The organism is Acinetobacter sp. Ag2 (assembly GCF_001005515.1).
Lineage (GTDB): Bacteria > Pseudomonadota > Gammaproteobacteria > Pseudomonadales > Moraxellaceae > Acinetobacter > Acinetobacter bereziniae.
In genome coordinates this window covers 59,208-80,860 of the sequence record NZ_LBNA01000041.1, presented here as the reverse complement: position 1 = coordinate 80,860, position 21,653 = coordinate 59,208, and the positions used below count along the sequence as shown (strand labels likewise).

19 protein-coding genes are annotated in these 21,653 nt (G+C 40.0%); 16 read left to right on the top strand and 3 right to left on the bottom strand.

From position 1 onward, the window contains the following. Positions 1–78: 78 nt before the first annotated feature. From AAV97_RS06960 to AAV97_RS06905, 12 genes are all read left to right on the top strand, one after another. The gene (locus AAV97_RS06960) at positions 79–1,425 is read left to right on the top strand and encodes a YDG domain-containing protein (RefSeq protein WP_228136522.1); all 1,347 of its coding nucleotides are present in this window, start codon (positions 79–81) and stop codon (positions 1,423–1,425) included. 3 nt (positions 1,426–1,428) lie between these two features. Further along, positions 1,429–3,114: a ShlB/FhaC/HecB family hemolysin secretion/activation protein gene (locus AAV97_RS06955; protein ID WP_046760191.1), complete on the top strand. Its 1,686-nt coding sequence runs from the start codon at positions 1,429–1,431 to the stop codon at positions 3,112–3,114. A gap of 328 nt (positions 3,115–3,442) precedes the next feature. Continuing rightward, the gene (gene hutC / locus AAV97_RS06950; protein ID WP_046760190.1) at positions 3,443–4,195 is read left to right on the top strand and encodes a histidine utilization repressor; all 753 of its coding nucleotides are present in this window, start codon (positions 3,443–3,445) and stop codon (positions 4,193–4,195) included. Beyond that, positions 4,192–4,773: a HutD family protein gene (locus tag AAV97_RS06945; protein ID WP_046760189.1), complete on the top strand. Its 582-nt coding sequence runs from the start codon at positions 4,192–4,194 to the stop codon at positions 4,771–4,773. The genes hutC and AAV97_RS06945 overlap by 4 nt, the downstream gene beginning before the upstream one ends. Before the next feature lie 238 nt (positions 4,774–5,011). After that, on the top strand, positions 5,012–6,688 hold the full coding sequence (gene hutU, locus AAV97_RS06940) for a urocanate hydratase (protein WP_005030003.1): 1,677 nt from the start codon (positions 5,012–5,014) through the stop codon (positions 6,686–6,688). Positions 6,689–6,777: 89 nt separating this feature from the next. Next, entirely contained in the window at positions 6,778–8,316 is a 1,539-nt protein-coding gene (gene hutH / locus AAV97_RS06935; RefSeq protein WP_046760188.1) for a histidine ammonia-lyase, read from the top strand. Positions 8,317–8,380: 64 nt separating this feature from the next. Next, on the top strand, positions 8,381–9,793 hold the full coding sequence (locus AAV97_RS06930) for an amino acid permease (RefSeq protein WP_042090248.1): 1,413 nt from the start codon (positions 8,381–8,383) through the stop codon (positions 9,791–9,793). A gap of 51 nt (positions 9,794–9,844) precedes the next feature. After that, positions 9,845–11,050, top strand: coding sequence for an imidazolonepropionase (gene hutI, locus AAV97_RS06925; protein WP_046760187.1), 1,206 nt, complete (start codon positions 9,845–9,847; stop codon positions 11,048–11,050). A 33-nt stretch (positions 11,051–11,083) separates the two neighbouring features. After that, positions 11,084–12,004 (top strand): formimidoylglutamase, encoded by a 921-nt coding sequence (hutG, locus tag AAV97_RS06920; protein ID WP_004831476.1) that lies wholly within the window; start codon positions 11,084–11,086, stop codon positions 12,002–12,004. A 36-nt stretch (positions 12,005–12,040) separates the two neighbouring features. Then, on the top strand, positions 12,041–13,312 hold the full coding sequence (locus AAV97_RS06915; protein ID WP_046760186.1) for a Glu/Leu/Phe/Val family dehydrogenase: 1,272 nt from the start codon (positions 12,041–12,043) through the stop codon (positions 13,310–13,312). Positions 13,313–13,639: 327 nt separating this feature from the next. Beyond that, positions 13,640–14,098 carry a lysozyme inhibitor LprI family protein gene (locus AAV97_RS06910; protein ID WP_046760185.1) on the top strand — a complete coding sequence of 153 codons (459 nt, stop codon included), beginning with the start codon at positions 13,640–13,642 and terminating at the stop codon, positions 14,096–14,098. 120 nt (positions 14,099–14,218) lie between these two features. After that, on the top strand, positions 14,219–14,734 hold the full coding sequence (locus AAV97_RS06905) for a hypothetical protein (protein WP_009584909.1): 516 nt from the start codon (positions 14,219–14,221) through the stop codon (positions 14,732–14,734). Between the two features lie 111 nt (positions 14,735–14,845). On the opposite strand, the gene AAV97_RS06900 is transcribed toward AAV97_RS06905, so the two are convergent. After that, entirely contained in the window at positions 14,846–15,481 is a 636-nt protein-coding gene (locus AAV97_RS06900) for a TetR/AcrR family transcriptional regulator (protein WP_009584837.1), read from the bottom strand. A gap of 109 nt (positions 15,482–15,590) precedes the next feature. Between AAV97_RS06900 and AAV97_RS06895 the strand changes: the two genes are divergently transcribed. After that, positions 15,591–17,093: a flavin-containing monooxygenase gene (locus AAV97_RS06895; protein ID WP_046760184.1), complete on the top strand. Its 1,503-nt coding sequence runs from the start codon at positions 15,591–15,593 to the stop codon at positions 17,091–17,093. 80 nt (positions 17,094–17,173) lie between these two features. Then, positions 17,174–18,010: an SDR family oxidoreductase gene (locus tag AAV97_RS06890; protein WP_046760183.1), complete on the top strand. Its 837-nt coding sequence runs from the start codon at positions 17,174–17,176 to the stop codon at positions 18,008–18,010. A gap of 369 nt (positions 18,011–18,379) precedes the next feature. Here the strand turns inward: AAV97_RS06890 and AAV97_RS06885 are convergent, their stop codons facing one another. After that, positions 18,380–19,003 carry a LysE family translocator gene (locus AAV97_RS06885; protein ID WP_042090236.1) on the bottom strand — a complete coding sequence of 208 codons (624 nt, stop codon included), beginning with the start codon at positions 19,001–19,003 and terminating at the stop codon, positions 18,380–18,382. Between the two features lie 22 nt (positions 19,004–19,025). After that, positions 19,026–19,601: a PilZ domain-containing protein gene (locus AAV97_RS06880; RefSeq protein ID WP_005029975.1), complete on the bottom strand. Its 576-nt coding sequence runs from the start codon at positions 19,599–19,601 to the stop codon at positions 19,026–19,028. Between the two features lie 22 nt (positions 19,602–19,623). Here AAV97_RS06880 and AAV97_RS06875 point away from each other — a divergent pair, with 22 nt between their 5' ends. Continuing rightward, positions 19,624–20,859 carry a lipoprotein-releasing ABC transporter permease subunit gene (locus AAV97_RS06875; RefSeq protein ID WP_004831465.1) on the top strand — a complete coding sequence of 412 codons (1,236 nt, stop codon included), beginning with the start codon at positions 19,624–19,626 and terminating at the stop codon, positions 20,857–20,859. Beyond that, a complete protein-coding gene (gene lolD / locus AAV97_RS06870; RefSeq protein WP_004831464.1) occupies positions 20,852–21,547 on the top strand; it encodes a lipoprotein-releasing ABC transporter ATP-binding protein LolD in 696 nt (231 codons plus the stop codon). The genes AAV97_RS06875 and lolD overlap by 8 nt, the downstream gene beginning before the upstream one ends. Positions 21,548–21,653 lie beyond the last annotated feature (106 nt).

Genomic DNA, 21,653 nt, shown 5'->3' with positions numbered 1-21,653 from the left:
TACGATCTGACCTTTGTCGATGGCGCTTTGGATATTGCCAAAGCCAGAGCGACGGTGACAGCGAATAGCGTATAAACTATTTATAACGGACAAAATCAAACTGCATCATGTTTTAGTGCTACTGGTTTGGTGAATGGCGAAGATAGTTCTGTATTTACAGGTGTCACAGCCTCTGTAACGGCTAAAGACGCAGGCAGTTATACAAACAAAGCCAATGGTGTTGATAAAAACTACGATTTGAACTTTATCGATGGGGCTTTAGATATTGCCAAAGCCAAAGTGACTGTAACGGCGAATAGTTTAAATACCACCTATAACGGCAAAAACCAAACAGCGTCAGGTTTTAGTGCAACAGGTTTGGTCAATGGCGAAGATAGTTCAGTATTGACAGGTGTCACAGCCTCTGTAACGGCTAAAGATGCAGGTCGTTATACGAATAAAGCCAATGGCGTTGATAAAAACTACGATTTGACCTTTGTCGATGGGGCTTTAGATATTGCCAAAGCCAAAGCGACGGTGACAGCGGATAGCTTAAATACCACCTATAACGGCAAAAACCAAACAGCATCAGGCTTTAGTGCAACAGGTTTGGTCAATGGTGAAGATAGTTCAGTATTGACAGGTGTGACGGCATCTGTAACGGCTAAAGACGCAGGTCGTTATACGAACAAAGCCAATGGTGTCGATAAAAACTATGATCTGAGCTTTGTTGATGGTGCATTGGATATTGCTAAAGCCAAAATTAACCAAGTCACAGGAATCACAGCAAATAATCGTGTTTATGATGCCAGTACACAAGCAACGTTGAATACAGCAGCAGCACAATTTACAGGTCAGATCGCAGGTGATGAACTGAAAGTTGTATCAGCAACAGGACAATTCAGTGATAAAAATGTGGGTAATGCCAAACAAGTAAGCATTCATGGAATTAGCCTAAGTGGTGCAGATGCACATAACTACGAGTTAGTGAATAACACTGCACAAACTACAGCTGATATTAGTCAAGCTAAGATTCAATATATTACAGGCATTCGCGCAAATAACCGCACCTATAATGGATTAACAATTGCTGATTTAGATCTTAGTCATGCCGAGTTCAGTGGCATCTATGCAGGGGATAATCTGAATGTAGCAACAGCAACAGGTCAATTTGACAATGCGACCACAGGGCAAGGCAAAAATGTATTGATTACAGGTTTAAGTCTTGGTGGTTTAGATGCCCAAAATTACACATTGATGGATACGACCGCGAAAACTACAGCAGATATCTATATGTTGACACCGGCGGCTTACTTACAGGCCATTCAATTCAAACGACCGCATTATTTGCCTGAAACACAAAATGCATTAAATACCGTCAATCTTGACGTACGCCAAGGTGGTGTGAACACCACAGGCATTCAAATCTTGGCAGGGGAGCACTAAATAATGAAATCACAACAACATATATTAGCAGCATCTGTAGGTGCTTGTTTCATGCTCTTCAGCAACACAAACCATGCAGCACCTGCCCCGAATGCTGGGCAGCTGTTACAACAACAGCAACAAGGGCAAACTCTTGAGCCACAACCTGCAGTGCAGATTGAAAATACCGCAAATCCAATCGCTCCTACGGCAACAGATGTACAAATTCCTGTACGAAAAATTGAAATTATCGGGAATAGCCGTTTTAGCACCCAACAACTTCATCAACTGGTTGTTGATGCCGAAGGTCAGCAACTGACACTAAATCAACTTTGGCAGGTTGCACAAAAGATTAGCACTTACTATCAACAACATGGTTATGGTTATAGTCGTGCTTATCTTCCACAACAAAACTTAAGTCAAGGTATTGTACGAATCAATGTACTTGAAGCGTATTACGATAAAACTCAAATTGACAATCAAAGCCGAACTCAAAACTGGCTTATAGAACAAACAGTCGCGCCCTTGAAACAAGGCGAGCGAATCAACAGTGATCAAATGCAGCAACAGCTTAAATTGCTCAATCGATTAAAAGGAGTGAACACCCGCAATGTCCTAAGTCCAGGAACCTCAGTGGGTAGTAGCCAACTCAATGTAGAAGTACAAAATGCACCCCTACTCAATGGTTATATCGGTGCAGATAACTTTGGAAATAAATACACCAGTCGAGTACGAGGTACCGCCGGCATCTCCGTCAATAATTTAGCTGGTTTAGGGGATGAACTGAGCTTAGATCTGATGACTGCTGGTAAACGGATGAACTACGGGCGTGTCGGATACGCCTTTACCTTTACAGGAATGGGGACACGTGCAGGCGCAAGCTATTCCTATCTTGATTACGAACTGGGTAAAGATTTAAAAAGTATTGGGGCAGAAGGAAGTGCAGCACAAAGCAGTGTATTTATTAGCCAACCTGCTTTACTGACCAATACAGCAGAAGTATTACTGAGCTTACAATATGACCATAAACAACTGAAAGATGATATTCAACTGAACCAATACGATAAACATCGCAATATTGATGTGGTGACTGCCCGATTGGATGGCTCTCAGTTTGATCAATTCATGGGGGGAGGCTTAACCCAATATGGTGCTTCAACGAGTTATGGTCGTGTGAAATTTAAAAATGATGATGCTGCTGCCTTAGATAGCCAAACAGCAAAAACAGCAGGAGATTACTACACTGCAACACTCAATCTTTCACGTCTACAAAATCTGGGTGGCAAGGGTACACAAGGTTATTTGGGGATTTATGGTCAATATAGCCCTTATAATCTAGATAGTGCAGAACAATATTTAGGAGGCGGTCCATTTAATGTTCGCGGTTATGAATCTAGCCAATTCGCAGGTTCGACTGGATATTTAGCCACAGCAGAACTGCGACAAAGCTTATTTGCAAATGCCAAACATCAACTTACCGGTAAAGTTTTTGTAGATACAGCAGAAGTAACTTTAAATGCGCAACGTTGGGCAGGAGTCACAGGCGACAATCAAGTACAAATCAGCAGTGCTGGATTAGGCTTAAACTGGAGCAGTTTATGGAATATCCAAGCCAATGCCGAAGTTGCATTTCCAATAGGAAGCACACCTGAACAACTCAAGGATCGAGATAATCAACAATATTGGTTGAGTTTCAGAAAGACTTTTTAATTTGACTGGATAAATAAGGAGGCAAAAGCCTCCTTTGCCGATAAAGCTTGAATACCACACGATACATTTAAAGTTTGGACCTCTTTTCATAGAAGATGCCTCACTCTGGCATTGCAAACAAAGCAATGCTTTGTTTTTTGCTCATGTACCTCTGTAGCCCCTCATTGGACGACATCCATGTTGCCACGCGATAGCAATGACATGTAAAAATCATAATCTTCATTTAGACATAGATATTTTTATCATAATTATTTGTATAGGCTTGTATATACAAACAAGGTTGTGACCATATACAATGATTTAATATATTTTGTATGAGTTTTAGTCAATGTCAAGAGTGTCAAAGCACAAGGATTTAGACTTATCACTAGAAGAAGATAGTCCTGTTCCATTGTATTTGCGTGTGAAACAAATGATTTCACAAAAAATTTATGAAGGAACATGGACAGTCAATAAAAAAATTCCTTCTGAAAGTGAATTGGTCAATTTACTCGGTTGTAGCCGTATGACTGTGAACCGTGCCTTGCGTGAACTCACCAGCGAAGGTTTATTGGTACGTATACAAGGTGTTGGATCTTTTGTTGCTGAAGGTCAGGGGCGTACTGCTTTATTTCATGTCAATAATATCGCCGAAGAAATTATTGCAAGAAATCATAAACACCATGCGGAAGTCTTGGTACTCGAACAAATACACGCCAATGTAGAACAAAGTCGCTTGATGCAGATTCGAGAAGGGCAAAAGTTATTCCACTCTATCATTGTACATTATGAAAATGACATACCTGTGCAAATTGAAGATCGTTTGGTTGATCCTATTCTGATTCCTGATTATCTTGCACAAGACTTCAAAGCGATTACCCCGAATGCGTATTTAATGTCAAAAGCACCTGTTACAGAAGGTGAGCATGTGGTAACTGCGATTTTGGCATCTGCACAAGAATGTAAGTGGTTGAAAATCAATAAAACAGAACCATGTTTACTGATTCGTCGTAGAACATGGTCAAATAAACAGTTGATTTCAAGTGCCCGTTTAATCTATCCGGGAAGCCGTTATTATCTTGAGGGTAAATTTACTCAATGATCGAGCTGTTAGAAATACCGCACTATAAAAAAATGCGTTGGAAAAACGGTCAAGGTTATACGCTTGAAATTGCCCGTAGTTTAGGAGAAAGCTTGGATGAGTTTGAGTGGCGCATTTCGATGGCAGATATCAAAAGCGCTGGAAGCTTCTCTAAATTCAATGGAATGCAGCGGTTTTTAACAGTATTGGAAGGTCAAGGAATTTCACTGAATATTGATAGTGAACTCAAATATTTGCATACGCTTCAAAGTGTTTCGTTTAATGGTGAAAGTGAGGTGTATTGTGAATTATTGGCGGGTCAAATTCGAGATTTTAATTTGATCTACGATCCCCAAAAAATATCGGCACAATATCAATGGATTTTTACTCAAGAACGATTGGAAATTCCCATTTTTTCAGATTTTATATTTGTTTTTAATCAGTCAATCAAACCATTAGAAGTCACGATTGATGAAAAGATTTTTTATTTACAGCATCAGAATTGTCTAAAAATACAAAATGAAAATTTAGCAAAAATAATGATTTTGAATCCACAGTTTTCGCCTCAAACTTGTCTAATACAACTCACAAAAATTTAAATTTTATTGATGTTGTTTTAACGCATTCAACTTGAAGTTGTATGCGTTTTTATTTTTATTAAAAAATAATTTTTAATAAATTCAGTCAATTAAATCTTTTTTTGCAAAATATTTTAAAAATCATCTTTTCAAGTTTAGAGATTTGTGTAGTATATAGATGTATATACAAGTTGATACATTGCTATACAGTGAAAGTGATTTCATTCACTGTTTTAAACTCAAAGGAAGGAGTCCTATTGTGACAACAACGACAACAAAATTTCGTGATGTAGAGATTCGCGCACCTCGTGGTACAAAGCTCAATACAAAAAGCTGGTTGACTGAAGCTCCACTTCGAATGTTGATGAACAATCTTGATCCTGATGTCGCAGAGAACCCGAAAGAATTGGTTGTGTATGGTGGTATTGGTCGTGCCGCGCGCAACTGGGAATGTTTTGACAAGATTGTTGAAACACTTAAAAATTTAGAAATTGATGAAACACTATTGGTACAGTCAGGTAAACCCGTTGGTGTATTTAAAACTCATCAAGATGCACCACGTGTATTGATTGCAAACTCAAACCTAGTTCCTCATTGGGCAAATTGGAAGCATTTCAATGAAATGGATGCCAAAGGCTTAGCAATGTATGGGCAAATGACGGCTGGTTCTTGGATTTATATTGGTAGTCAAGGCATTGTACAAGGTACATATGAGACTTTTGTTGAAGCTGGACGCCAACATTACAACGGCGATTTGAAAGGGCGTTGGGTACTGACTGCAGGTTTAGGCGGTATGGGCGGCGCACAACCTTTAGCTGCAACATTGGCAGGAGCGTGTTCACTGAATATCGAATGTCAACAAGCCAGCATCGATTTTCGTTTGCGCACACGTTATGTTGATGAGCAAGCGACCGACTTGGACGACGCTTTAGCTCGTATCCAAAAATACACGCAAGAAGGTAAAGCAATTTCAATTGCATTACATGGTAATGCTGCTGAAATTTTACCTGAATTGGTTCGTCGTGGTGTGCATCCTGACATGGTGACAGATCAAACCAGCGCTCATGATCCATTAAATGGTTATTTACCGATTGGTTGGACATGGGAAGAGTATCGTCAACGTGCTCAGACTGAACCAGAGTTTGTCGTAAAAGCGGCAAAACAATCGATGGCGAAGCATGTGCAAGCAATGTTGGATTTCCAAAAAATGGGCGTTCCTACATTTGATTATGGCAACAATATTCGTCAAATGGCGCAAGATGAAGGTGTAGAAAATGCCTTCGATTTCCCTGGGTTTGTTCCAGCATATATCCGTCCGCTATTCTGTCGTGGTATTGGTCCTTTCCGCTGGGCTGCACTTTCAGGTGATCCAGAAGATATCTATAAAACAGATGCCAAAGTCAAAGAATTGATTCCAGATGATGAGCATTTACATCGTTGGTTAGATATGGCTCGTGAACGTATTAGCTTCCAAGGTTTGCCTGCACGTATCTGTTGGGTAGGTTTGGGCTTACGTGCAAAATTGGGTTTAGCATTTAACGAAATGGTTCGCAGTGGAGAACTTTCTGCACCGATCGTGATTGGTCGTGATCACTTAGACTCAGGTTCAGTGTCTAGTCCTAACCGTGAAACTGAAGCCATGAAAGATGGTTCAGATGCGGTATCTGATTGGCCATTACTCAACGCATTGTTAAACACTGCGGGTGGCGCAACTTGGGTGTCATTGCATCATGGTGGTGGTGTGGGTATGGGATTCTCTCAACATTCAGGTGTGGTGATTGTGTGTGACGGTACGGATGAAGCAGCAGCACGTATTGCTCGTGTACTGACCAATGACCCTGCAACAGGAGTGATGCGCCATGCAGATGCCGGTTATGAGATTGCTATTGATTGTGCGAAAGAGCAAGGTTTGAACTTGCCAATGATTACGCAATAAAAAATACAAGGATACCGATTACGATGCTTTTTGCAATTGAGCAAAAGGCATTGTAAGCGAACAATATAGTGCAAAACAGGACGTCAATAATGGAACTTTTAATTCAACCTGGCAAACTTACGCTTGCAGATCTCCGTCAAGCTTATTTAAATCCAATCAAAGTTAAACTCGATGACAGTGCTTATGAAGGCATCAATGCGAGCGTTGCTTGTGTCGAAAAAATTGTCAATGAAGGGCGTACAGCTTACGGTATCAATACAGGTTTTGGCTTACTTGCTTCAACAAAAATTGCGCCTGAAGACTTAGAACAATTACAGCGTTCTTTAGTACTTTCTCATGCTGCGGGTGTGGGGGAAGCTTTAGATGATGCGATGGTGCGTTTAATCATGCTGTTAAAAGCCAATAGCTTGGCACGTGGTTTTTCAGGTATTCGTCCTAAGGTGATCGATGCAATTCTGGCTTTGATCAATGCTGAAGTATATCCACATATTCCGTTAAAAGGTTCGGTTGGCGCTTCAGGTGACTTGGCACCATTGGCACACATGTCTTTGGTTTTACTTGGTGAAAGTAAGGCACGTTACAAAGGAGAGTGGTTACCTGCGGTTGAAGCACTGAAAAAAGCAGGCTTAGAACCGATTTCTTTAGCAGCCAAAGAAGGTTTGGCGTTGTTAAATGGCACACAAGTTTCGACTGCTTATGCATTAAGAGGCTTATTTGAAGCAGAAGATCTATTTGCAGCAGCGATTGTATGTGGTGGTTTAAGTGTCGAAGCAATGTTGGGTTCACGTGCGCCATTTGATGCGCGTATCCATGAAGTCCGTGGTCAACGTGGTCAAATTGATGTTGCCGCAGCTTATCGTGACTTATTAACTGATTCGAGTGAAATTGCCCATTCACATGAAGATTGTAGCAAGGTTCAAGACCCGTATTCATTACGTTGCCAACCGCAAGTAATGGGGGCTTGTTTAACTCAAATACGTCAAGCCGCAGAAGTTCTCGAAATCGAAGCAAATGCTGTATCCGATAATCCTTTGGTATTTGCCGCAGAAGGTGATGTGATTTCGGGAGGCAATTTCCACGCTGAACCCGTTGCAATGGCGGCTGATAATTTAGCCCTTGCAATAGCTGAAATTGGTTCATTGTCTGAACGCCGCATTTCAATGATGATGGATCGTCATATGTCTCAACTGCCACCATTTTTAGTTGCCAATGGTGGTGTTAACTCTGGCTTTATGATTGCACAAGTGACTGCTGCTGCATTGGCAAGTGACAACAAAGCACTTGCACATCCTGCAAGTGTTGATAGCTTACCGACCTCTGCCAATCAGGAAGACCATGTATCTATGGCACCAAATGCTGGTAAACGCTTGTGGTATATGGCGGACAATGTTCGCGGTATCTTAGCAGTTGAATGGTTAGGTGCATGTCAAGGACTTGATTTCCGTGAAGGATTAAAAAGTTCACCAAAACTTGAGCAAGCACGCAAAGTGCTACGTGATCAAGTGCCTTATTACAGTGAAGATCGTTTCTTTGCTCCAGATATCGAACAAGCGAGTGAATTGCTTGCCAGTGGTTGCTTAAACCAATTAATCATTCCAAAGCTATTACCGAGTTTGTCTAAAGTGTGATCAATAAAACGGCCACATGGAGTGGCCGCATCTATCTAAATTTCCTCAAGGATTGGAGATTATAATGTCACAGCACTCCACATTACAGCGGGGGTTAAACACCCGTCATATCCGTTTTTTAGCATTAGGTTCAGCCATTGGAACTGGATTGTTCTATGGGTCTGCAACAGCCATTAAAATGGCTGGTCCATCAGTACTGCTTGCATATATGGTTGCCGGGATTGCGATCTATATCGTGATGCGAGCATTGGGTGAGATGGCAGTACATAATCCAGTATCTGGTTCATTTAGTGAATATGCATCTAATTATATTGGTCCGCTTGCAGGGTTTACCACAGGTTGGACCTATGTCTTTGAGATGATTATTGTTGCTTTGGCAGACGTCACTGCATTTGGCATCTATATGGGATTTTGGTATCCCGATGTACCACGTTGGATCTGGATTCTGTCACTGATCATGTTTTTAGGTGCAATTAATCTGATTCATGTCAAAGTTTTTGGTGAGCTTGAGTTTTGGTTATCCATCGTTAAAGTCAGTGCAATTGTTGCGATGATTCTTGGTGGTTTTGGTCTGATGTTCTATGGTTTTCATGCTGAACATAGCGGTTTTACCACAGGTATCCAAAATCTATGGGTTCATGAGGGGTTTATGCCCAATGGCATCGCAGGATTAATTGCTTGTTTATCTGTAGTGGTGTTTGCATTTGGTGGTATTGAAATCATTGGAATCACAGCAGGTGAATCTGAAGATCCTAAAAAGTCGATTCCACGTGCAATCAATGCTGTCCCAGTACGTATCTTATTATTTTATGTTTTAACTATTTTTGTATTGATGTCAATTTTCCCATGGAATCAAATTGGCAGCAAAGGCAGCCCATTTGTCCAAATCTTTGAAAATCTAGGGATTCAATCAGCAGCAACGATTTTAAATATAGTGGTGATTACTGCTGCGATTTCTGCAATCAACAGTGATGTGTTTGGTGCAGGTCGTATGCTGTTTGGCATGTCAAATCGTGGTCAAGCACCTCAGGTTTTTCAAAAAATTTCCAAAAATGGTGTGCCTTGGATGACGGTTGTGGTGATGGCAGGGGTATTACTTGTCGGTGTGGTACTGAACTATATGATTCCAGAAAATGTCTTCATCATCATCGCGTCGATTGCAACCTTTGCGACGGTTTGGGTATGGTTGATGATCTTACTTTCTCAAGTTGCAATGCGTCGCAAGTTATCTAAAGCAGAAATTAAAGCTCTAGATTTTCCAGTGATTGGTTGGCCGTATGCACCTGCATTTGCGATTGTATTCATGGTCTTCATTTTACTGATGATGGGATATTTTCCAGATTCGAGACCCGCAATCTATGTCGGTGCAAGTTGGCTGTTGATTCTTTGGATTGCATACACAATCTGGGTAAAACCAAAGCAAAATGGCGCCAAAGAAAAACCAAACTTAGCACAAAACATTGAAATGGAAAGCTAATACTGAAACTGCTTATACATGGCATTGCATAGGTAGTATGAGGAAATGTGAATGAAAAAACTTTGGACAAACTGTCATATCGCTACCATGCAAAATGGGCATTATTCCATAATTGAAAATGCTGCAATCGTGACTTTAGGACCACATATTCACTGGATGGGTCCTCAAAAGAATGTTCCTGTAGATGATTATGCTGAGACAATTGATCTCAATGCTGCATGGGTAACCCCTGGTCTGATTGACTGCCATACACATAGTGTATTTGGGGGGAATCGCAGCGTTGAGTTTGAAAAACGTTTACAAGGGCTAAGTTATGCAGAAATAGCCGCCAGCGGTGGTGGAATAGCCAGTACGGTTCGTGCCACGCGGGAAGCAAGTGAAGCACAGCTTTTAAATACAGCCTTGAAACGAGTTCAGTGTTTGCTCAAAGATGGCGTAACCACGATTGAAATTAAATCAGGTTATGGTCTGGACTATGAAAATGAACGAAAAATGCTTCGCGTTATTCGTCAAATCGCGGATGCTTTGCCAATGACAGTACGTAGTACTTGTTTGGCTGCGCATGCCTTAGCTCCAGAGTATCAGGGGCGAAGTGATGCTTATATTGAGTACATTTGCAATGAGATGTTGCCGAAATTAGCGCAGGAAGGTTTGGTTGATGCCGTCGATGCCTTTTGTGAGCATTTGGCATTTTCACCTGCTCAAGTTGAGCGTGTTTTTAAAACTGCACAGCACTTAAATCTTCCTGTGAAATTACATGCTGAACAGCTTTCATCTTTGGGTGGTTCAAGCCTTGCTGCACGTTACCACGCACTTTCAGCTGATCATTTGGAGTTTATGACCGAAGATGATGCCAAAGCGATGGCCGCTTCGGGAACTGTTGCAGTGCTCTTGCCTGGCGCATTTTATTTTCTGAGAGAAACCCAGTATCCACCATTAGATAGCTTGCATAAACATGGTGTGCGTATTGCACTATCGAGTGATTTAAACCCAGGAACTTCTCCAACACTGTCCCTACGTTTAATGCTGAATATGGGCAGTACTTTATTTCGATTGACACCTGAACAAGCTTTGGCGGCAGTTACCATCAATGCCGCTTTTGCACTCGGCTTGCAAGACACACACGGCAGTTTAGAGAAAGGTAAGTTCGCCGATTTTATAGCTTGGGATATTGAGCATCCCTCTGAAATTGTTTACTGGCTGGGTGGTGATTTATCTAAGCGGATTATTCGACATGGCACAGAAGTTTCATTTTAGCCCTAAGCTCACTTTCACAAAGTTGTATTTATTATGAAGCATTCATTTATATGGCAAGGACGCAACGATGGTGAGGGTGAAGCACATTTGCGTATCCATCAAGTGATCAATACTCAAGCTCATGCATCTTATGCCTTGATTGGCTTTAGTTCAGATGAAGGTGTGAAGCGCAATAAAGGTCGCTTGGGTGCGGCAGATGCGCCTGATGCAATACGTGCCCAATTGGCAAATTTACCCGTACATCAAGCGCTTTCAATCGCGGATTTGGGCACATTAATGTGTGTAGATGGTGATCTTGAAAAGGCACAGGCGGAATTGGCTGATCAGGTTGAAGTTTGTCTTTCCTCTGGAAGCCAACCCATCGTTTTAGGTGGTGGACATGAAGTGGCTTTTGGTAGTTTTTCTGGATTATTTCAATATATACAGAAGCATCAACCCAATCAAACAATTGGCATTATCAACTTTGATGCACATTTTGATTTGCGTGAAGCTGAACATGTAAGCTCGGGAACACCTTTTTTAAATGCTGCCCATTTATTAGCGCAATATCAGCAAGAATTTCATTATTTATGTATTGGTGTTGCCAAACATGCAAATACTCAAGTGTTGTTTGAAACAGCAGATCGTTTGAATTGTCGCTATATTTATGATCAAGCATTACGAGAAAGCAATTTGGATGCAATCACACTGAAAATAAATCAATTTATTGAAAAGGTTGATGTGCTTTATGTCACGGTTGATTTAGATGTCTTTAGTGCCAGTATCGCACCAGGTGTGAGTGCTCCTGCGGTGAAAGGAATTGATTTATCAGTATTTGATCCTTTATTTCAAGCCATTAAAAATTCTGGAAAAATTAAAGTTTTTGATGTGGCTGAGTGTAATCCAAAATTTGATTTGGACAACAGAACTGCCAAATTAGCGGCTTATATTATTTTTAATTATCTTTTTGATTGATGCCTGAACACAACGCATTAAAAGGACAAAAAATACATGTCGAATTTATCTTATATTGCTCAAAATCATGGTCCATGGTCGACTTATCTTGAACAAATCGAACGGGTGACGCCTTATTTAGAACATCTCAAGGGTTATATTGATACATTAAAACGTCCCAAACGCGCGTTGATTGTTGATGTACCAATCGTGATGGATGATGGAACGATTCAGCATTTTGAGGGGTACCGTGTACAACATAATTTGTCACGTGGACCGGGAAAAGGGGGGATTCGCTATCATCCAGATGTCGATTTAAATGAAGTTATGGCACTTTCAGCATGGATGACCATTAAAACTGCGGTGTTAAATCTACCTTTTGGTGGTGCTAAAGGTGGTGTTCGAGTCGACCCACGCCAACTTTCTCCGCGTGAGTTAGAACGTTTAACTCGACGTTATACCAGTGAGATCAGTCATATTATTGGTCCACAAAAAGATATTCCTGCACCTGATGTGGGTACTAACCCCAATGTAATGGGCTGGATTATGGATACCTATTCATCTGGACAGGGACATACTGTCACAGGCGTTGTGACAGGTAAGCCGATTCATTTGGGCGGATCTTTAGGTCGTATTAAAGCTACAGGTCGTGGTGTCTTTGTCACTGGTCGAGAGGTCGCTGAAAAAATTAAGCTGCCACTCAAAGGTGCAAAAGTTGCAGTACAAGGCTTTGGTAATGTGGGTAGTGAAGCAGCTTATCTTTTTGCAGAATCACAATCACTTATCGTGGCAATCCAAGATCATACCGGAACCATTTTTAACCCAGAAGGTATTGATTTAGAAAGTTTAAAAAAACATTTGGAAACTCACCAAGGGGTCGCAGATTTTACCGATAGCCAGTTCATTGCAGATGAGGACTTTTGGGATGTCGAGATGGACATTTTAATTCCTGCTGCATTGGAAGGACAAATCACAGTTGAGCGAGCACAGAAATTAACAGCAAAATTAGTTTTAGAAGGTGCAAATGGTCCAACTTATCCAGAAGCAGATGATATTTTAATTCAGCGTGGTGTGACGGTTGTACCTGATGTGATTTGTAATGCTGGTGGTGTCACCGTCAGTTATTTTGAATGGGTACAAGATATGTCGAGCTATTTTTGGTCTGAAGAAGAAATTAACCAACGTTTGGATAAGTTAATGGTTCAGGCGATTAATGATGTATGGCATACCTCAAATGAAAAAATATGCAGTTTAAGAACGGCAGCATTTATTTTGGGTTGTGAACGGATCTTAAAAGCACGTATGGAACGTGGTATTTTCCCTGGCTAATCATGTTCACAATCAAAAAGAACTTTTATGTATTTACATGGAAGTTCTTTTTTTGAAGAAGATAAAGCCATCAGGAATAGTCTTAATGCCCCTAAAATTATTGAACTGATGGGTTAGACACAATCGCATTTTTAAGGCTGCAAATTATCCAAATCATCGCAAAAAATATTGAGCTAAGATTCAATTTTTTAAATTTTGTTGAATGCTGATAGCCTCATTTATAGTTTCAATTTCACATGAATTAAAATTTAGCGTATAAATAAACCAATCTATGAACAATACATTTAAATGTCTTCAATAAAATTTTTAGATCAATGAGTGAATTGTATGAACAATATCTTTTCAAAATGGCTATATATTTGGGGATTGGTGAGTTTATCTAGTGTTGCAACTGCACTATCGGCTACACCGACATTACAATACTCAAAAACATATGATGAATGTACGCATGCTGCTAAAACAGCAACCAACAAGCAAAAATGTATCAGTGCAGAGTACCAAGGTCAGAATCAAAGGTTAAAAAATGCTGAGCAAAAACTGTCGGTAACACTTACAGCCAATGAACAAAAAAGATTGTTAGATGCACAAAAAGAGTGGCAAGCAATTCATACCTTTAAAGATAATCAGTGTAATCAGACTGCATTTGATGATGAAAATGCGCCAACGACATCTAGTAAAAAAATGACTGGATTAGACTGTGATCAGCAATTTCTTGAACGAGTGACTGAACGAGCGATTGAGTTAGAGCAAGGTAAGGTGAGAGCTGAATATTATTTAGATCCATAAAATTGAGCTTCTGACTTTTAAATTCTATCTAAAACGAAGCAATATTTTGTGAAAAGTCATTGGATGATCTTGAATACAGATCAATAAGGTAAAGTCAAAAGCGAATAAAAGGAAATTCTTATGTGGATAAAACAACAAACGCTAAACCATGTTCCTCAACAGTTACTGAGTCGATTGAAACCCAATCTGATCGGTCTTTTGGCTGCATTGACATTGGGGTTGTCACTCAGTGGTTGTGTAACTACACCGAATCCAGTAAAACAAGCTGCTGATAAATTGGTTGGGCAACATGTAAACAAAGCGATTGATATTTTTGGTTCACCGACTTACCGAGTTCCTGCCAGCAAATTAGGCGGTTCAGCAATGTGGGAAAATTCTATTGTTTCTCAACATGTGGTACAACAGTTTGTGCAAACTGGCTCTGAATATGCAGGTCAGCGGGTTGTTGGACAAACTGGAGGGCAAGGTGTTGTGGGTGCGATTTATGAAAACCAATATCGACCTACTGGATACTATCAAAACGCTGTACAAGAGCGTGCTCAATATCTATGTAATATTACGGCATTAACTGGTCCAGGTGACATCATTACCAATATTATGGTGATTGGCTGTAAACAGACTAAAGATGGTTTATGAGCTTCAAATACTGACAGAGGACAGAGATCTGACAGCAACATTCAATGATGGTGCGCTGTCAGACTCGTATCAAGCAATGTCTAATTTGGACATGTTTTTTAATATTGCTATTCAGGAAGCCTTAGCAACGCCTCCGATAATTAAATCAATAATTGAATTTCCATAATTTTCTAAACCAATTAAGTCATCAGGATTGGCTAAAAAGCGTAAGGCACCATTCATGATCATACCGATGATGTTATGTCCTGTATTTTCACAATCTAGATTTTCTCTAAAAAAGCCTTGTTCCACACCATGTTCAAGATAATCAGCTGTAAGCATGCCAGCCATGTGCATTAAATTTTGAATAAACTGTGTCATTTCAGCATCAATCGATGTTGCTTCGAGCAATACTAGTTTTAAGGTGAGTGGGTTTTCTTGAGCAAAAGCCCTTAAACGTTCAGAAATACGCTGACACTGTTCCCGATATTCCTCAATATTTTTTACAGCTTGAGGCGCATTCTCACCAGTCAACAACGCCATGATTTTTTGCATCGTGTCTGAAATGACATGCTGGAGAATATCGCGCTTATTTTCAAAATGACGATAAAAGGTCCCATGTCCAATACCGAGCCGTTTGGCAATGTCTGAAATGGCTGTTTGATGATAGCCGCGTTCAGAAAATTCTAAAAAAGCAGCTTCTAAAATTTCTGCTTGTAACTGTAATCGTTGCCGTTCAGCACGGCTTAAACTGAATTGTTCACGCATAGGCAAAAACTACCAAATAATCTTTAATATTGTTAAACAATAGAAATTGACAAGCCATTCCGTTTTTGACATTTTATTCCAGTCGATCACATTCTAAGCGATTTTTAATATGGAACAAAAGAAAAATAATGCAAAGGATCAAATCTTTTATCGAGTGATTATCGTCGGTGGTGGTTTTGCGGGTCTGGGTGCAGCGATCAAATTGAAAGAAGCGGGCATTGAAGATTTTATCTTGTTGGAAAAAGCGGCAGAAATGGGCGGTGTATGGCGAGAAAACACTTATCCAGGCTGTGCTTGTGATGTTCCTTCGGCATTGTATTCCTATTCGTTTGAACAAAACCCTGCTTGGTCTCGAGTTTTTGCTCAACAAAAGGAAATTAAACAGTATTTGTTTGATGTCGTAGATAAATACAAGATCATGCCTCATGTACACTTAAATCGTGAGGCACTTGAAGCACAATGGTCGGATGCAGAAGATTGTTGGATCATCCAAACCAATCAAGGTGAATTGAGATCACAATTTGCTATTCTTGCTTGTGGTCCTATGCATGAACCTGTATTACCAAATGTCAAAGGGATTGAACATTTTAAAGGCGAGATTTTCCATTCTTCACAGTGGCGTCACGATATTGATTTAACAGGAAAACGAGTTGCTGTAATTGGAACAGGGGCATCTGCACTACAGTTTGTACCGCAAATACAGCCGATGGTGCAACAATTAACGGTGTTTCAGCGTACAGCACAATGGGTATTGCCAAAATCTGATATGCCTTTACTGGCTCCAGTACGTGCTATGTTTAAGATATTGCCGATGACGCAACAACTCATGCGTGGATCTGTGTATGGAATTTTTGAAACCATTAATGGTGGAATTCAAAGTCCAGCAGCCATGAAGCAATTTCAAAAACTAGCACGATGGCATTTGAACTATCATATTAAAAATCCGCAATTACGCCAAAAGCTCACGCCTGATTTTATCATTGGCTGTAAGCGTATTTTACAATCCAACAATTGGTATCCAGCATTGGCACAAGACAATGTAGAGGTCATTGCCAGTGGTTTAACTAAAATTAAAGGCAATACTTTAATTGCTTCAAATGGTGAAAGTTGTGAAGCAGATGTAATCATTCTTGGAACAGGCTTTGAAATTGCTGAACCACCGATTGCCAAACGGGTATATAACCGTTTTGGACAACGGATGTCGGATGTTTGGCAAGGTAGTCCGGAAGGTTATATGGGAACAATGGTAGAAAACTGCCCGAATGGTTTTTTAATGTTTGGACCGAATATCGCGGTGAGTTCTTCTGCTTTTATCATTATTGAAGCGCAATTGGGCTATATCATAGATGCTTTAAAGCAGGCGATCCGTTTGGGGATTCAAACCATCGAGCCTCATCCAGAAAAGACCAAAATGTTCAATGAGGAAGTTCAAGCTGCATTACAAACCACAGTCTGGAATAAAGGTGGATGTCAGAGCTATTTCATTGATCGAAATGGTCGTAACAGTACAGTCTGGCCATGGACCACATTTAAGCTGCGTGAAAAAATGAAACGTTTTAATCTCCGAGAATATCGTGTTGATTATAAACCAGAGACAAAATCAGCATCATGATTTTTTACAAGATCAAGATATAGCGTGCTAATTCACTAAAATAAGCAACTTAAGTTGCTGATAAGATAAAGGACAAATCCATGTTTAAAAAACAACAATTAAAAGGCAAAGTGATTGCGATTACAGGTGCAGCACGTGGTATAGGTTTGGCTACAGCAGAAGCTTTGATCGCACTGGGTGCAAAAGTCAGTATTGGTGATCTTGATTTGGCACTTGCTGAAAAAGAGGCAAAACGTATTGGTGCTAAAGCTTTTCAAGTTGATGTACGAGATCGCACATCATTTGCCCAATTCATTGACAACACGATTCAACATTACGGCAGTCTTTATTCATTGGTGAATAATGCAGGCATTATGCCAATGGGGGCATTTATTGATGAAGATCCAGCACTGGCAGATGCGCAAATTGATATTAATTTTCGTGGTGTAGTCATTGGAATGCAATTGGCCCTCCCTGAACTGATCAAACAACAACAAGGACATATTGTTAATATTGCGTCACTTGCAGGGCGTTTTGCCTTACCGGGTTCAGCTATTTATTCTGGAACCAAATTTGCGGTGATTGGTTTGACTGAAGCAGTTGCAGGCGAGTTTCGTGATTCAAATATTCAATTTACTGCAATTCTTCCCAGTAAGGTGCTGACTGAACTGACCTTGGGAACTGAAAATGCGGCAAAAACGATTCCAGCCGTGAGCCCACAGCAAGTTGCCAATGCTGTCGTAAGTGCTTTAATAAAGCCACGTTTATTCATTGCAGTTCCTGATTATTTACAAACTGTGCATGGCGCTTATGGTTTATTGCCCCAATGGCTACAAAGAGGGGCACGCCGTGTTTTAGGTGATGATGGAATACTGACTAAACTTGACCATTCTGCACATTCGAGTTATGCCAAGCGAATTCATAAGTTAGCCAAATAAGTGTTTTAACTTAAGTGATTCATTTATTTTTGCAGTTTTGAATCATAGGTGGTCTTTGTATTTTGAGTTGACATGGGTGTCGCCATCTTGAGCGTGAGTGTATGAGCCAAAACAAAACACTAATTTGTTTGTAGCGTAAGAGTGCGCTTAAATAAAACAGTGCTTGTACAAAGTGAGGTATTACTTACGCAAATCTATTTAAACTTTAGGTATAAAGTGTGTCAATGAAAGCTTTATATCATTAAGCAATAGCTTCATCGCATTGTATTTATTTGATCAAGAAAAATTATATTCTACCTTATAAGTTTTCAATAGCTTGATAAGTTTTCAATAGCCTTGACTCTAGTATCTTGTGACTCTTTAACAGTTTTACTTTTTTGAGCTCAGGATGATTTGTGTGGCTAAGCCAAAAAACACAGTTCCCATAAACCATTTCTGTGCTTTTAACCAAAGTACATGGCGATTTAGAAATTGTGTAAATGAACTGGCTGAGAAAATAAAAAAGGCATTGGTGAGTAAGCTTACAGTAATCTGTACAAAACCTAATTTCAAGGTCTGTACAAGTACAGCACCTTCATGCGGTTGGATAAATTGAGGAAGTAAAGCCAAATACATCATGGCAATTTTAGGATTCAGTATATTGGTCAGAAAACCCATTAAAAACAGTTTTGAATTGGAATAAGACTGCACATGGTGCATTTCAAAGGGCGATTGTGGTGAGCTGATGGCTTTCCAACCCAAATAGACCAGATAAATTGCGCCTACTATTTTTAATACGTCATAGGCAAGTGGAATCGTCATCAACAGGGCAGTAATTCCAAACGCTGCACAAAACATATAGAACACAAAACCAAGGGCAGTACCTGCTAAGGAAACCAAACCTGCTGTACGACCCTGACACAATGATCTTGAAATAAGATAAATCATATTTGGACCTGGCGTGAGTGCCATACCCAAAGCAATGAGTGAAAACGCAAATAATGAGGTATCCATATTCAAATCTCGATTTTAAAGATTAATCACTGGATGAAATCGTATTTTGTTGAATACATTCAGCAAGTTTGACTTTATCTTGCGGATGTAAGGTAATGAAATAAGCACCTACACGATACTGTTCATTTTCAACGGTTTCCGAATATGCAATTTGTGCTGTGGCAGCAATATGAAAGAAATTTTCAGGGTGACTTAAGGTCACATGAATATAACTGCCCTGTTTAAGATATTGCTGACTAATAAAACTAAAGCCACTTTCTGAAAAATTCACGTTTTGTGGCGTTGGTAACATGGTTTGTACAATAGAATCGTAAAGAGACCCTGTAATAAGGTTTAACTTTTGGTTGAATAAGGATAAGATTCGAGCAATTTGTTGATCTTTTTCATTTAATTGTTCTAATTCGTAGTGAAGTGCATGATCAAATTGATCTAATTCTGCAAGTAGTAGAAAATAGCGCGGTAATACAAAATTAGGATCATATGGATCGTTCAGCGCAACTTCTTCAGAAATGATTTGATAGTTGATTCTCAATGCAGCATCAATTCGAGACATGACACGACGTTCAATCATTTCATTTTGCTGCTGTAACGCTTCCATAAAACACCTCGGACTAGATGGTATGTTTAAACCAATCTCGCTGTATATAGGGTTGAGATACACTCGCGCGCGGCGTAGTAATCACTTTATTTCTTTTATCGCTCTGGTTTCCATGATCGGTCTAACCCTAGGGGTTGCTGTACTGATTACAGTTTTATCTGTTATGAATGGTTTTGACCGAGAGCTTAAGAACCGTGTCTTAGGTATGATACCTCAAGCTACTGTTTCTTCAACACAAATTTTAACAGACTGGCCAGTTCTTGCGAAAAAAATTGAAAAACATCAACACGTGACTGGTGTTGCGCCATTTACCCAATTACAAGGCATGCTCACTGCTCAGGGGCAAGTTGCAGGCATCATGGTGACTGGGATTGAACCTCAGTATGAGAAAAAGGTTTCAATTATTCAAAATCATATGGTGGAAGGCAGCATAGATCAACTGAAAAAAGGTGAATATGGCATTGTTTTAGGTAAACAAATGACAGATGCACTTGGTTTAAGTCTGAATGACAATGTCACCTTGGTTTTACCTGAAGCAACACCCTCTCCAGCAGGCGTTGTTCCGCGTTTTAAGCGTTTTAAAATTGTAGGAATTTTTAGTATTGGTGCAGAGGTTGATTCTAGCTTGGGTTACATCGCATTAAATGATGCTTCGACTTTGCTACGTCTTCCAGATGGTGCGCAAGGGATTCGAATGAAGCTTGATGATATTTTCCAAGCACCTCAAGTTGCCAATGAAATTGTGCGTGATTTGCCAAGTGGTTTTTATGCTTCTGACTGGACGTATACACATGGGAATTTGTTTAGTGCAATTCAAATGGAAAAGGCAATGGTCAGTTTATTGCTCTTTCTGATTGTCTTGGTGGCTGCATTCAATATCGTTTCTTCATTGGTGATGGTGGTGACTGATAAGAAATCTGATATTGCGATTCTTAGAACACTGGGGGCTTCACCAGCAACTATTACTCGAATTTTTATGGTTCAGGGAACAGTGATTGGTGTTGTTGGTACAGTTACTGGAGCAATTTTAGGGGTAATCTCAGCTTTAGGTATTAGTAATTTTATCGGTTGGCTTAATACAGCATTTGGCTTACATCTTTTTGATGCTTACTTCATTAACTATTTACCATCATATTTAAGATGGCAAGATGTTGTGATTATTGTGACGCTATCACTGGGTCTAAGCTTTATTGCCACTATTTATCCAGCATTGCGTGCTGCCAAAATTCAACCTGCGGAGGCGCTTCGTTATGAATAGTGCAGTACAACCCGTGGTACTCGAAGCGGAAAATATTTATAGATCGTTTACAGATGGGAAATCACATGTAGATGTGATTAAAGACTTGTCCCTACAGGTCCATCAAGGTGAATTTGTTTCTATCGTTGGTTCAAGTGGTTCTGGTAAAAGTACCTTATTGCATATTTTAGGGGGCTTAGATCGTCCAACTCAGGGCATGGTCAACCTCAATGGCAAACGTTTTGACAACTTAGGTGAAGCCGAGCGTGGTTTTCTGCGCAACGAAAACTTAGGTTTTGTTTATCAATTTCATCATTTATTGCCAGAATTTACTGCGCTTGAAAATGTTGCGATGCCGTTGATGTTAAGAAAGGATGCCGAGTTTAAACAGGTCAAAGCTCGCGCTGAGTATTTGCTTGAAAGGGTTGGGCTATCACACCGATTAACGCATCAACCTGGGGAGCTATCCGGTGGTGAACGTCAACGTGTGGCTTTGGCGCGTGCCTTGGTGACCCAGCCGAAGTTGATGCTTGCGGACGAGCCAACAGGTAATCTTGATCGAAAAACAGCAAAATCTATTTTTGAGTTACTGCGTGATTTACGAGAGGAATTCAATATGGCAATGTTAATCGTGACCCATGATGAGCAATTGGCAAAATCTGCAGATCGTATTTTGCATATGCAAGATGGTATTTGGGTTGGTGAATAAAGCTTTTAGTCATTTTCATGATTGAATCTTAAGTGTATATTGATCATCCATGATTAAGTTCAAAAATTGGGCTTAATCAACACCAACATACTGAAAACAATAAAAT